At 58.8% G+C, this 13,035-nt stretch carries 15 protein-coding genes; 7 read left to right on the top strand and 8 right to left on the bottom strand.

The window, feature by feature from the left end; translation table 11 throughout:
• Window positions 1-34 precede the first annotated feature (34 nt).
• Complete coding sequence (locus ACQUTP_RS08790; RefSeq protein WP_048323159.1) at window positions 35-511, top strand: SRPBCC family protein; 477 nt, start codon at window positions 35-37, stop codon at window positions 509-511.
• Window positions 512-577: 66 nt separating this feature from the next.
• Here the strand turns inward: ACQUTP_RS08790 and thiI are convergent, their stop codons facing one another.
• Window positions 578-2,026: a tRNA uracil 4-sulfurtransferase ThiI gene (gene thiI, locus ACQUTP_RS08785; RefSeq protein WP_004204823.1), complete on the bottom strand. Its 1,449-nt coding sequence runs from the start codon at window positions 2,024-2,026 to the stop codon at window positions 578-580.
• A gap of 181 nt (window positions 2,027-2,207) precedes the next feature.
• On the opposite strand from thiI, the gene xseB reads away from it, so the two are divergent.
• The 4 genes from xseB to ACQUTP_RS08765 are packed head-to-tail and all read left to right on the top strand — an operon-like array spanning window position 2,208 to window position 6,266.
• Entirely contained in the window at window positions 2,208-2,450 is a 243-nt protein-coding gene (gene xseB, locus ACQUTP_RS08780; protein ID WP_004204824.1) for an exodeoxyribonuclease VII small subunit, read from the top strand.
• Entirely contained in the window at window positions 2,451-3,350 is a 900-nt protein-coding gene (gene ispA / locus ACQUTP_RS08775) for a (2E,6E)-farnesyl diphosphate synthase (RefSeq protein ID WP_004204826.1), read from the top strand. It begins immediately after the preceding gene.
• 18 nt (window positions 3,351-3,368) lie between these two features.
• Window positions 3,369-5,231, top strand: coding sequence for a 1-deoxy-D-xylulose-5-phosphate synthase (gene dxs / locus ACQUTP_RS08770; RefSeq protein ID WP_004204827.1), 1,863 nt, complete (start codon window positions 3,369-3,371; stop codon window positions 5,229-5,231).
• A gap of 60 nt (window positions 5,232-5,291) precedes the next feature.
• Complete coding sequence (locus tag ACQUTP_RS08765; protein ID WP_017898927.1) at window positions 5,292-6,266, top strand: aldo/keto reductase; 975 nt, start codon at window positions 5,292-5,294, stop codon at window positions 6,264-6,266.
• Between the two features lie 45 nt (window positions 6,267-6,311).
• Here the strand turns inward: ACQUTP_RS08765 and pgpA are convergent, their stop codons facing one another.
• The 6 genes from pgpA to nrdR all read right to left on the bottom strand — a co-directional run bounded on the left by pgpA (window position 6,312) and on the right by nrdR (window position 10,404).
• Window positions 6,312-6,815: a phosphatidylglycerophosphatase A gene (gene pgpA / locus ACQUTP_RS08760; RefSeq protein WP_004177266.1), complete on the bottom strand. Its 504-nt coding sequence runs from the start codon at window positions 6,813-6,815 to the stop codon at window positions 6,312-6,314.
• Complete coding sequence (gene thiL, locus ACQUTP_RS08755; RefSeq protein ID WP_004204831.1) at window positions 6,808-7,779, bottom strand: thiamine-phosphate kinase; 972 nt, start codon at window positions 7,777-7,779, stop codon at window positions 6,808-6,810. The genes pgpA and thiL overlap by 8 nt, the downstream gene beginning before the upstream one ends.
• A 71-nt stretch (window positions 7,780-7,850) precedes the next feature.
• Window positions 7,851-8,270 carry a transcription antitermination factor NusB gene (nusB, locus tag ACQUTP_RS08750; RefSeq protein ID WP_004204833.1) on the bottom strand — a complete coding sequence of 140 codons (420 nt, stop codon included), beginning with the start codon at window positions 8,268-8,270 and terminating at the stop codon, window positions 7,851-7,853.
• A 19-nt stretch (window positions 8,271-8,289) separates the two neighbouring features.
• Window positions 8,290-8,760: a 6,7-dimethyl-8-ribityllumazine synthase gene (ribH, locus tag ACQUTP_RS08745; RefSeq protein ID WP_063416619.1), complete on the bottom strand. Its 471-nt coding sequence runs from the start codon at window positions 8,758-8,760 to the stop codon at window positions 8,290-8,292.
• An 87-nt stretch (window positions 8,761-8,847) separates the two neighbouring features.
• On the bottom strand, window positions 8,848-9,951 hold the full coding sequence (gene ribD / locus ACQUTP_RS08740; RefSeq protein ID WP_032455628.1) for a bifunctional diaminohydroxyphosphoribosylaminopyrimidine deaminase/5-amino-6-(5-phosphoribosylamino)uracil reductase RibD: 1,104 nt from the start codon (window positions 9,949-9,951) through the stop codon (window positions 8,848-8,850).
• Window positions 9,952-9,954: 3 nt separating this feature from the next.
• Entirely contained in the window at window positions 9,955-10,404 is a 450-nt protein-coding gene (nrdR, locus tag ACQUTP_RS08735; RefSeq protein ID WP_002890417.1) for a transcriptional regulator NrdR, read from the bottom strand.
• A 147-nt stretch (window positions 10,405-10,551) separates the two neighbouring features.
• Here nrdR and ACQUTP_RS08730 point away from each other — a divergent pair, with 147 nt between their 5' ends.
• Both ACQUTP_RS08730 and ACQUTP_RS08725 read left to right on the top strand, forming a co-directional pair.
• Window positions 10,552-11,091 carry a DUF3251 domain-containing protein gene (locus tag ACQUTP_RS08730; protein ID WP_004204835.1) on the top strand — a complete coding sequence of 180 codons (540 nt, stop codon included), beginning with the start codon at window positions 10,552-10,554 and terminating at the stop codon, window positions 11,089-11,091.
• A gap of 299 nt (window positions 11,092-11,390) precedes the next feature.
• Entirely contained in the window at window positions 11,391-12,275 is an 885-nt protein-coding gene (locus tag ACQUTP_RS08725) for a nucleoside-specific channel-forming protein Tsx (RefSeq protein WP_004204836.1), read from the top strand.
• Window positions 12,276-12,317: 42 nt separating this feature from the next.
• On the opposite strand, the gene ACQUTP_RS08720 is transcribed toward ACQUTP_RS08725, so the two are convergent.
• Window positions 12,318-13,013 carry a helix-turn-helix transcriptional regulator gene (locus tag ACQUTP_RS08720; protein ID WP_048323151.1) on the bottom strand — a complete coding sequence of 232 codons (696 nt, stop codon included), beginning with the start codon at window positions 13,011-13,013 and terminating at the stop codon, window positions 12,318-12,320.
• Window positions 13,014-13,035 lie beyond the last annotated feature (22 nt).

The raw sequence follows: 13,035 nt of genomic DNA, 5'->3' as shown, positions 1-13,035 counted from the left end.
GGACTGGCTCCCCCTTTTCCTGAGGAGTCGTAGCATGTCCCGTAGCGCAACCGATTCTCGCGATCTTGTTATCAGCCGCCTGCTCAGCGCGCCCGCCGCAGCCCTGTGGCGCGCGTGGGCCGACCCGGCATTACTACGAACCTGGTGGTGCCCGAAGCCCTGGCAAACCGAGGTTCTGACCTTTGATTTTCGCGCCGGCGGGGCCTTTCACACCGTGATGCACGGCCCTGACGGTGAACGCAGCGATAACCCCGGCTGTTTTCTTGAGGTTATCCCGCAACAAAAAATCGTCATGACCTCGATGCTGACGGCGGATTATCGCCCCGCCGTTTCCCCCTTCGCGATGACGGCCATCATCACTTTTGCCGATGAACAGGGCGGGTGTCGCTATACGGCCACAGTGCTGCATGCCGATGATGAAACCCGCGAGCAGCATGAGCAGATGGGATTTTTCGAGGGCTGGAATATTGTCATCGATCAACTCAATGACCTGGCGCTGACCCTGCGCTAATACACTCCCCTGCCAATAGTAAAAAGGCCTTCCATCAGGGAAGGCCTTTTGCATCATAACAACCTGTTACGGGCGATAAACTTTCACGTTGCTGAAGCCCTGCTCGCGCAAATAAAGCGCCTGCAGACGGCTCATCACTCCGCGTTCGCACCACAGCAGCCAGGTTTTACTCTGATCGAGATCGCCAAACTTGGTGCTCAGCTTGTAGAACGGCAGAGAAACAACTTCAACCCCCTCGACCTTAAGCGGCTTGTCTTCCTGCTCGTCGATGGAGCGAATGTCGAGGATCGCGTCGTTGGCGCCAAAGCCGTTCACGGTTTCCACTTCCACCACCGTCTCTTCCGTCTGCTGGGCGATTTCGCGGATATCGATATTGCTCGCCTCTTCCACCACTTTATCGAGGATGCTGAAATCGAAGTGTTCTTCTTCCGCTTCAATCTTCGCCTTCACCGCCTTCACGGTCGGGCTCTTGGAGATCACGCCGCAGTACTCCGGCATCGTGCGGGCGAAATCTTCCGTACCGATCTCGCGGGCCAGGTCGATGATGTGCTCTTTATCGTGTGAAATCAGCGGACGCAGGATCAGGGTATCGGAGACGTTGTCGATCAGGCGCAGGTTGGTGAGAGTCTGACTGGAGACCTGACCCAGCGCTTCGCCGGTGACCAGCGCCTGCACGCCGTAGCGTTCCGCGACTTTTGACGCGGCGCGGACCATCATGCGCTTGAGCACCACGCCCATCTGGCCGTCATCCACTTTTTCAAGGATTTCGCCGACCACCGGCTCAAAGTTAATCGCCACAAAGCGAACGCGGTGAGAGCTGCCGAAGCGGTTCCACAGGTAATGCGCGACCTGGCGGACGCCAATCTCATGGGCGGCGCCGCCAAGGTTAAAGAAGCAGTAGTGCACGCGGCAGCCGCGGCGCATCAGCATGTAGCTGGAGACGCCGGAGTCAAAGCCGCCGGAAATCAGCGACAGCACATCTTCCTGCGTGCCAATCGGGAAGCCGCCGATACCTTCATAGCGGCCTTTCACCAGCAGCAGGCGATCGTTTTCAATCTCAAGATTGACGGTAACGTCCGGGTCGGTCAGCTTCACGCGCGCCGTTTCAATATGCTGATTCAGGCCGCCGCCGACGTAACGCTCTACCTCAATTGAGGTGAATTCATGTTTGCCGCGACGCTTCACCCGCACGCAGAAGGTTTTGCCTTCCAGCGCCTCGCGCCACAGCGGCAGCGTCTGCTCAAAAATATCGTGCAGCGAGGTGAACGGTACGTCTTCGACTTCCAGAATATGGTGGATGCCGGGAATACGGGTCAGCGCATCGCGAATAGCCGGGCGCTGATTTTCATCTTTCGCGCGAACTTCGATATGATCCCAATGGCGAACGACGGCCAGCGTCTCGTCATAGTTTTTGAGAACGTTACGAATGTTCCCGGTTAAGATTTTAATGAAGCGCAACCGCACAGATTGGCTTTTGATGGTGATTTCCGGGAACAATTTAATGATAAACTTCATGGCGACAATAGTTCGTTGGCAAGCCCGACGGGGCTTTAAGCAAAAGTTGTAAAGCAGCGCACACCGGTGCCTGCATCCTGGGCGCGGAGTATATCACCATTGCGCGTTATTTGCTTACACGCGTGACTTCGTTACCATACCCGGTATTGCCGTCGCGAAATAACAAGAGTCTATATTCACTATGCCAAAGAAAAATGAGGCCCCGGCCAGCTTTGAAACTGCACTGGGCGAACTGGAGCAGATCGTAAACCGTCTGGAAAGCGGCGATTTGCCGTTAGAAGAAGCGCTCAGCGAATTTGAGCGCGGGGTCCAGCTGGCCCGCCAGGGGCAAAGCCAGCTGCAGCAGGCCGAACAGCGCGTGCAGATCCTGCTGGCGGATAGTGAAGATTCCCCGACCACGCCTTTTACGCCGGACGCTGAATAAATGGATTTCCCGCAACAATTGCAGGCCTGTGTGGAACAGGCTAACGAGGCGCTGCGCCGTTTTATCGCGCCGCAGCCCTTTCAGAACACTCCGCTGGTGGAAGCGATGCATTATGGCGCACTCTTAGGCGGTAAACGCCTGCGTCCCTTCCTTGTCTACGCTACCGGCGAGATGTTCGGCGTGAGCCGCACCACGCTGGATGCCCCTGCCGCCGCGGTCGAATGCATTCATGCTTATTCTCTGATGCATGATGATTTGCCGGCGATGGATGATGACGATCTGCGTCGCGGACTGCCGACCTGCCATATTAAATTTGGCGAAGCCAACGCAATTCTTGCGGGAGATGCCCTGCAAACGCTGGCGTTCTCTATACTCAGTGATGCGCCGATGACGGACGTCCCTGACCGGGATCGTCTGGCGATGGTTTCCGAACTGGCGCAGGCCAGCGGCGTGGCGGGCATGTGCGGCGGCCAGGCGCTGGATCTACAGGCGGAAGGACAGCAGGTGAATCTGCAGGCGCTGGAACGTATCCACCGCCACAAAACGGGCGCGCTAATCCGCGCCGCCGTCCGCATGGGGGCGCTGAGCGCCGGCGAGCGCGGGCGTGCCGCCCTGCCCGCGCTGGATCGCTATGCGGAAAATATCGGCCTGGCCTTCCAGGTCCAGGATGACATTCTCGACGTGGTAGGGGATACTGCGACCCTTGGCAAACGTCAGGGTGCCGACCAGCAATTGGGTAAAAGCACCTATCCCGCCCTCCTGGGTCTTGAGCAAGCCCGGAAGAAAGCGCACGACCTGATCGCTGATGCCCGCCGTTCGTTAGATGAACTGGCCGCACAATCTCTGGATACTTCGGCACTGGAAGCGCTCGCGAATTACATTATTCAGCGCGATAAATAAACAATAAATGAGTCTCTGATGAGTTTTGATATTGCCAAATACCCGACCCTGGCGCTGGTAGATTCCACCCAGGAGTTGCGCCTGTTGCCAAAAGAGAGCCTGCCGAAGCTGTGTGATGAGCTGCGGCGCTACCTGTTGGACAGCGTCAGCCGCTCCAGCGGTCACTTTGCCTCTGGCCTCGGCACGGTGGAACTGACCGTGGCGCTGCACTACGTCTATAACACGCCCTTCGATCGCCTGATCTGGGACGTCGGTCACCAGGCCTACCCGCATAAAATTCTGACCGGCCGCCGCGACAAAATCGGCACCATTCGCCAGAAAGGCGGCCTGCACCCCTTCCCGTGGCGCGGTGAAAGCGAGTACGACGTGCTGAGCGTCGGTCACTCCTCCACCTCCATTTCCGCTGGCATCGGGGTGGCTATCGCCGCCGCGAAAGAGGATAAACAGCGGCGCGCGGTGTGCGTGATTGGCGACGGGGCGATCACCGCCGGGATGGCGTTTGAAGCGATGAACCACGCCGGGGATATCAAACCCGACCTGCTGGTGGTGCTGAATGACAATGAAATGTCGATCTCCGAGAACGTCGGGGCGCTGAATAATCATCTGGCGCAGCTGCTCTCCGGTAAGCTCTACTCCACCCTGCGCGAAGGCGGCAAAAAGGTCTTTTCCGGCGTACCGCCGATTAAAGAGCTGCTTAAGCGGACCGAAGAGCATATCAAAGGCATGGTGGTGCCTGGGACGCTGTTTGAAGAGCTGGGCTTTAACTACATCGGCCCGGTGGATGGCCACGATGTGCTCGGTCTGGTCAGCACCCTGAAGAACATGCGCGACCTGAAGGGCCCGCAGTTCCTGCATATTATGACCAAAAAAGGCCGCGGCTATGAGCCCGCCGAGAAAGACCCGATCACTTTCCACGCGGTGCCAAAGTTCGACCATACCAGCGGCGTACTGCCCAAAAGCAGCGGCGGTCTCCCTTCCTATTCGAAAATCTTCGGCGACTGGCTGTGCGAAACGGCGGCCAAAGACAGCAAGCTGATGGCCATCACCCCGGCGATGCGCGAAGGTTCAGGGATGGTGGAATTTTCGAAGAAATTCCCCGATCAGTACTTTGATGTCGCCATCGCCGAGCAGCATGCAGTCACCTTCGCCGCCGGACTGGCGATTGGCGACTACAAACCAGTGGTGGCCATCTACTCCACCTTCCTGCAGCGAGCCTACGATCAGGTGATCCACGATGTGGCTATTCAGAAGCTGCCGGTGCTGTTTGCCATCGACCGCGCCGGGATTGTCGGCGCAGACGGCCAGACGCATCAGGGGGCGTTCGATCTCTCCTTCCTGCGCTGTATTCCGGATATGGTGGTGATGACGCCGAGCGATGAAAATGAATGCCGCCAGATGCTGTACACCGGCTACCACTACAGCGACGGCCCCTGCGCGGTGCGCTATCCGCGCGGCAGCGGCACCGGCGCGACGCTGGAGCCGCTGGCATCGCTGCCGATCGGCAAAGGGGTAGTGAAACGCCAGGGCGAGAAGGTAGCGATCCTCAACTTCGGCACCCTGCTGCCGGAGGCCGCAGCGGTGGCGGACAAACTCAACGCCACCCTGGTGGACATGCGCTTTGTGAAGCCGCTGGATACCGCGCTGATTCTGCAGCTGGCAGGCGAGCACGACGTTCTGGTGACGCTGGAAGAGAACGCCATTATGGGCGGCGCCGGCAGCGGCGTGAATGAAGTGCTGATGGCCCATCGCCGGGCGGTACCGGTGCTCAATATTGGCCTGCCGGACGTCTTTATTCCGCAGGGCACTCAGGAAGAGATCCGCGCCGACCTCGGCCTCGATGCCGCCGGTATTGAAGCCAAAATCCTCGACTGGCTGGCATAATCGCCCCTCCCGCTCCTGCTATGCTTAAGGGATACCCTTGATGAATAGCAGGAGCGCACCATGCACTATATCCCCCTCGGCGATACTGCCTTACGTGTTTCCCGACTCTGCCTCGGCTGCATGACCTTCGGCGAGCCGGACCGCGGCAGACACGCCTGGACGCTTCCGGAAGAGAGCAGTCGCCCGCTCATCCAGCACGCCATTGAAGGCGGCATCAACTTCTTCGATACCGCAAACAGCTACTCCGACGGCAGTAGCGAAGAGATCGTCGGCCGCGCTCTGCGCGACTTTGCCCGCCGCGACGAGGTGGTTGTCGCCACCAAGGTCTATCACCAGGTCGGCGATCTGGCGGAAGGGCTTTCCCGGGCGCAGATCCTGCGCTCTATCGACGACAGCCTGCGCCGTCTCGGTATGGACTATGTCGACCTGTTGCAGATCCACCGCTGGGACTACAGCACCCCGATTGAAGAGACGCTCGAAGCGCTGGACGAGGTGGTGAAAGCCGGCAAAGCGCGCTATATCGGAGCCTCGTCCATGCATGCCCGGCAGTTTGCCCAGGCGCTGGCGCTTCAGCAGCAGAACGGCTGGGCGCGCTTCGTCACCATGCAGGATCACTACAACCTGATTTACCGGGAAGAAGAGAATGAGATGCTGCCCCTGTGCCAGCGTAACGGCGTGGCGGTGATCCCGTGGAGCCCGCTGGCGCGCGGCAGGCTGACCCGCCCATGGGGTGAGACCACCGCCCGGCTGGTCTCGGATGAGTTCGGCAAATCGCTTTACAGCACCAGCGAAGAGAACGACGCGCAGATCGCCGGGAATCTCGCGGACGTGGCGGAAGAGCTCGACGCCAGTCGCGCGCAGGTCGCCCTCGCCTGGCTGTTAAGCAAGCCCGGCGTCGCCGCGCCAATTATCGGTCCGTCGCGTCAGGAACAGCTCGATGACCTGTTGCAGGCGGTGGATTTGACGCTATCTCCGGAACAGATCGACAAACTGGAGGCGCCCTATCAGCCGCATCCGGTGGTGGGATTTAAGTGACGGGCGTGGTTTCCCCGACAGCATGGCGCTGCCGGGGAGAAGCGGTCAAAGCAGACCGATGGGCCAGTGATGGCCAATAACATACAGCACGCCGGCGGAGATCACGCCGGCGACGATATCGTCCACCATGATCCCCATTCCGCCGTGAATATTGCGGTCAAACCAGCGAATCGGCCACGGTTTCCACATATCGAAGATACGGAAAATGACGAAGCCGGCGGCCACCCACTGCCAGTCCAGGGTCGGCAGCGCCATCAGGGTGATCCACATCCCGACGAACTCGTCCCAGACGATGCTGCCGTGGTCATGGGTGCCCATATCTTTGGCCGTGCGATGGCACAGATAGACCCCGATACAGATGCTCATCATCACCACCAGCGAGTAGAGCTGCCAGGGGAGAAAAGTCATCAGATACCAGAACGGGATCGCCGCCAGCGACCCCATCGTGCCCGGCACCACCGGGCTTAAGCCGCTGCCAAAGCCGGTCGCCAGCAGATGCCATGGATTACGCATACTCAGGCGGCTAAGCGCCTCGTCTCGACTACGCAAAGTGATCGTATCCCTTTAAATCAAGCGTGACCGGCTTACCGTCGCGGATAAACTGCAGACCTTCGCTCTCCGGCGCAATCTGTCCGATACAGGTAAAACGCGCGCCAAGATGGCCAAGGGCCACGTCCAGCGCCCCACGGTTCAGTTCCGGTACGGTAAAGCACAGCTCGTAGTCTTCGCCACCGGCGAGCGCCCAGCGCAGCGCCTGCTCAGAATCAACCTGGCGTAGCATCGCGTCAGAGTACGGCATGGCATCAAGCTCGATACGCGCGCCGCAGCCGCTGGCTTTGAGAATATGACCCAGATCGGAGATCAGGCCGTCGGAGAGATCGATCGCCGACGTCGCCAGGTCGCGCAGCGCCTGGCCCTGCAGCACGCGGGGCATCGGACGCAGGTGACGGGCCAGCAAATAGTCGGCGTCAGTCGGCGTATCCACCGTCAGCCGGTTCTGCAACAGCGCCAGGCCGGCGGCGCTGTCCCCCGGGGTACCGGTGACATAGATCCAGTCTCCCGGCTTCGCACCTGAACGTTTCATGGCGCGCCCAGGCGGCACAAAGCCGTGTATACCCAGGGTCATGGCGAGCGGGCCACGGGTGGTGTCGCCGCCAATCAGCTGCATATCGTAGTAGTCAAGCTGGACAAACAGGCTGTCGCTGAAGGCTTCCAGCCAGGCTTCATCCACCTCCGGCAAGGTCAGCGCCAGGGTGAGCCACGCCGGCTCCGCGCCCATCGCTGCGAGGTCGCTCAGGTTCACCGCCAGGGCTTTATAGGCGAGGTCGGCCGGGTCGATATCGGGTAAGAAGTGATTGCCCGCCACCAGAGTGTCGGTGCTGATTGCCAGCGTTTTTTTCTCGGGAATATTCAGGAGAGCGCAGTCGTCGCCGATACCGGTCTCGACATCAAGACGAGCGCTTTTAACGCGATCAAAATAACGGGCAATCAGGGAGAATTCGCCACATGCCATACGTTATGCCTCAGCAAAATAATAAATAAGGCCGGGTTGCGAGACGACCCTCGCAAAACCCGGCCTGCAGTTTACTTCTTGTGGGGACGAATTACCGGAGCCGCTTTGTCCAGCACACCGTTGACGAACTTGTGGCTATCTTCAGCGCCGAAGGTTTTCGCCAGTTCGATAGCTTCATTGATGGCCACTTTATACGGTACGTCATCGCGTTTGGACAGCTCAAACAGCGCGATACGCAGCACCGCTTTTTCCACCTGACCCAGCTCTTCCAGCTGACGGGACAGGTAGGGCTTCATCAGGCCGTCGAGGTACGCGCTGTTAGTCGCCACTCCGGACAGCAGTTCGCGGAAATACAGAACATCAACATCTTTTACGTCCTGTTCCGCCAGGAACTGGTATTCGACATCAGCGATGTCGTTCTGGGACAACTGCCAGGAGTAGAGCGCCTGAACGGCACACTCACGGGCGCGGCGACGAGCAGCAGGTTTCACGGAATTCCCCTTACAAAAATCAGGCCTTGATGGCTTTCAATACGTTAATCATTTCCAGCGCGGTCAGCGCAGCTTCTGCGCCTTTGTTACCGGCTTTGGTGCCAGCGCGCTCAATGGCTTGTTCAATACTTTCAGTGGTCAGAACACCAAAGGCTACCGGGATTTCGCTGTCCTGAGCGACGTGCGCCAGGCCATTGCTGGCACCGCCTGCCACATATTCAAAGTGGGCGGTACCGCCGCGAATCACCGTACCCAGCGCGATCACCGCGTCATATTTACCGGTTTTCGTCAGTGCGCCAGCCGCCAGCGGCAGCTCATACGCGCCTGGAACCCAAACAACGGTGATGTTTTCATCTTTTACCTGACCAATGCGTTTCAGGGCGTCAATCGCACCTTCCAGCAGGCTGTCATTGATAAAGTTGTTGAAACGCGCAATGGTGATGGCGACGCGAGCGTCCGGGGTAGCAACGTTAGCTTCAATAATGTTCATACTCTTCCTTCGGGTTCATGTGCCCCGCAAGGGGGGCGGATTTTATCATATTATTCTGAGCGCTGCTTCCTAATAATCAGGAAAGCCTCACGCAGTGGTTAAATGCAGGCAGACATCCGGGCCAACCTGACGTATCTCATTGAATTTAAAATGGGGCGCCTGGCTCAGTTCTTCAAGCCCCGGCAGCGCGCATAATCCACGCGCCGCATTGCCTAACAGTTTAGGCGCAATATAGACGATAAGCTCGTCGACCAGCCCCGCCTGCAGCAGCGCCCCGGCAAGCGTGGCCCCCGCCTCCACCCAGACGCTGTTGATCTGCTGTTTGCCAAGCAGCAGCATCAGCAGCACCAGATCGAGATGGCCGTTATGTTCCGGAACCAGCAGCGTGCGCACGCTGTCCGGCCACTGGCGCTCATCGGCGCCCAGGCGGGCAAACAGCGTTTCCCCCGCCTGCTGCACAATACGATGCTCAGGCGTGACGCGGTTCTGACTGTCGATCACGACGCGCAGCGGCTGGCGCAAATTCTCTTGGGGATACAGCGCCTGGGTATCGGCGCTCAGCTCCTGCCAGCGCACGGTCAGCGCCGGATCGTCCGCCAGTACGGTGGCGCTGCTGGTCAGAATGGCATGGCTCTGTGCGCGCAGACGCTGCACGTCGCGTCGCGCCTGCGGGGAGGTGATCCACTGGCTTTCGCCGCTGGCCATCGCCGTGCGGCCGTCCAGCGAAGCACCCAGCTTGAGCTGCACCCAGGGAAAACCGGTGCGCATCCGCTTCAGGAAGCCCTTGTTCAGCGCTTCCGCCTCGTTCATCATCAGCCCGTGGCTGACTTCAATACCGGCCTGCTGCAGACGGTACAAGCCGCGCCCCGCCACCTGCGGGTTCGGATCCTGCATCGCGGCGACCACGCGGCTGATGCCGGCGGCAATCAGCGCATCGCAGCACGGCGGCGTACGGCCGTGGTGGCTGCAGGGCTCAAGGGTGACATAGGCGGTGGCGCCTCGCGCCTGTTCCCCCGCCATCCGCAGGGCGTGCACTTCGGCGTGCGGCTCGCCGGCGCGATAGTGGAACCCTTCGCCGACGATCTCGCCGTCTTTTACAATGACACAGCCAACGTTAGGGTTAGGATGGGTGGTAAAGCGACCGCGGGCGGCGAGCTTAAGCGCACGCGCCATGTACATTTCGTCCTGCATGGCTTAGTCCTGTAAGCGGGCGATCTCTTCGCCGAATTCTTTGATATCTTCGAAGCTGCGATAGACCGACGCGAAGCGAATATAGGCGACTTTATCCAGTTTTTTCAGCTGTTCCATCACCAGATTGCCGATCATTTTGCTGGCCACTTCGCGCTCGCCGGTGCCGCGCAGATGGGTTTTGATATGGTTGACCGCCATTTCGACGTCATCGGCGCTGACCGGACGTTTCTCCAGCGCTTTCAGCATCCCACTGCGCAGCTTGTCTTCGTTGAAGGGTTCACGCACATCGTTACTCTTCACCACCCGGGGCATCACCAGCTCCGCCACTTCGAAGGTGGTAAAGCGCTCATTACAGACCAGACACTGCCGACGGCGACGCACGGAAGAGCCTTCCCCCACCAGACGAGAGTCAATCACTTTGGTATCCACGGCGAAACAGAAAGGGCAATGCATAGCGCGTCCTGACAGGTAGTTAAACTGAAGGGTAGTTTACCGCGAAGTGACCTGACTACAAAGAAAGAGCTTTTGAGACAAAGGATCTATGGGAGAGACAGGCGGTTTGGCTACCATTAAGCATCCTCTGCAAACGGAATCCTGACCATGACAAGACGTTACCTGAAACTCGCCATCGCGGGCAGCCTGTTTACCCTGACCGCTTGCGCCCAGCAAAGCGAAATCCGCCAGATGCACCAGAGCGTGAGCACCCTGAGCCAGGAGATGACCCAGCTCAATCAGCAAACGATCAAAATTACCCAGCAAAACGCGCTGAACGCGAAATCTACCCGCGGCGTCTATTTGCTGCCGGAGGCGAAAACCCCGGCGCGGCTGGAGAGCCAGATCGGCACCCTGCGCATGTCGGTGGCGAGCATTACGCCGGATGGCGACGGATCACGCCTGACGTTACGTATTCAGGGCGAATCCAACGATCCGCTGCCGGCCTTTACCGCCACCGTCGCCTCCGGACAGATCACCGGCACTACCCACAGCTATCAGGAAGTGAATGTTCAGGATCAGTTGATCAGCGCCCCGGCCAGCATCCTCGCACCCAGCGATGTCAACATCCCGCTGCGCCTGAACGTAACGCCGGACAAAGTCGGTTTTATTCGCGTCCACGATATCCAGCCCGCCGCCGCACAGTAAGCCTTTGCGCCGGGCTTTCCCTGCCCGGCGACACCCTGCCCCGTCATTCTTCTCCACTTACAACTTTTCGCAAGAGTTCATTAGAAATCGTTCTGCATCGCGATTTTCAGTAGCATTTTGTCAAGAAATGCATAGAATCGTGAACGCAATCGATTACGCATGTTCTGGTTATGTGAAACAACACGTATTTTTGTGAGCAATGATTCCTATAATAGACCCCCACAGAAAGACGAAATATTTAGAAACGCTTCGGCACTTCTTTTAACGCCTTCAGGCTCAATTTAAACAGTGGCATTACTATGAAAAAAACATTACTGGCAGCGGGTGCGGTTGTGGCGCTCTCCACTTCTTTTACCGCGGGCGCGGCAGAAAACGACAAACCGCAGTATCTGTCTGACTGGTGGCACCAGAGTGTTAACGTGGTAGGGAGCTACCACACCCGTTTCGGACCGCAGATCCGTAACGATACCTACCTGGAATACGAAGCGTTCGCCAAAAAAGACTGGTTTGATTTTTACGGCTATATCGATGCTCCGGTGTTCTTCGGCGGCAATAGCACGGCAAAAGGTATCTGGAACAACGGTTCTCCGCTGTTTATGGAGATCGAACCGCGCTTCTCTATCGACAAGCTGACCAACACCGATCTGAGCTTTGGGCCGTTCAAAGAGTGGTATTTCGCGAACAACTATATCTACGATATGGGCCGCAATGATTCCCAGGAGCAGAGCACCTGGTATATGGGTCTGGGTACCGATATCGACACCGGCCTGCCGATGAGCCTGTCGTTGAACGTCTACGCCAAATACCAGTGGCAGAACTACGGCGCGTCCAATGAGAACGAGTGGGACGGCTACCGCTTCAAAGTGAAATACTTTGTGCCGCTGACCGACCTGTGGGGCGGTTCGCTGAGCTACATCGGCTTCACCAACTTCGACTGGGGTTCTGACCTCGGCGATGACAACTTCTACGATCTGAACGGGAAGCACGCGCGCACCAGCAACTCCATCGCCTCCAGCCACATCCTGGCGCTGAACTACGCGCACTGGCACTACTCGGTAGTGGCCCGTTACTTCCATAACGGCGGCCAGTGGGCTGACGATGCCAAGCTGAACTTCGGCGATGGCGATTTCAGCGTCCGCTCAACCGGCTGGGGTGGTTACTTCGTGGTTGGTTACAACTTCTAATTGCTGAAACGGCAAGACAGCGCCCGGGCCATCCGGGCGTTTTTATTTCTCCCACACGTCGCACCGAACCTTGCGCAGAAAATCATTTAACGAGCGGTCGGCGCACTCGCTGAATCGACGCTCGGTCACCCTGACCGCCAGACAGCGGTCGAGGCGAAAGTTGCGATAATCATTGCGCAGCTCACACCAGGCTACCAGCAGCCAGCGCTCCCCCCAGAAAAACAGCCCCAGCGGCAGCACGTCGCGCTCGGTCACCCGACCGGACTCATCCTGATAGCGCAACGCCAGCACCTGCTGGCCGGAGACCGCCTGATGAATGATGTCAAAGAAGGTTTTGGCATAGCGATGGGCGCCGAGATCGGGGGCAAACAGGCGGGTCTGCTCCGCCTGGCGTCGGCGCGCCTCCGGCAGGATCGCCAGCATCTTCTCCTGTGCGGATTCCAGCGATTGCGACAGCGCCTCGCCGCCCCAGGTTTTCAGCAGCCGGATCGCGGCGATCAGCGCTTCGGATTCTTTGGTGGTCAGCATTAGCGGCGGCAGATCGTAGCCCGCCAGCAGCCGGTAGCCGCTACCCGCCTCCCCCTCCACCGGCACGCCGGAGAGGGAGAGATCGCGAATATCGCGATACACGGTGCGCTCCGACACGCCCAGCCGCTCCGCCAGCAGCGAGGCGGTGGTGAGCCGCCTGCCGCGCAGGATCTGCACAATCTGAAATAAACGGTCGGCGCGTCGGGTCATGTTTCACTTCACAAAAAGTTCA

The organism is Klebsiella sp. 2-CIP_Kleb. (assembly GCF_050378715.1).
Classification (GTDB): domain Bacteria; phylum Pseudomonadota; class Gammaproteobacteria; order Enterobacterales; family Enterobacteriaceae; genus Klebsiella; species Klebsiella quasipneumoniae.
This window is presented reverse-complemented; position numbering and strand designations above follow the sequence as displayed.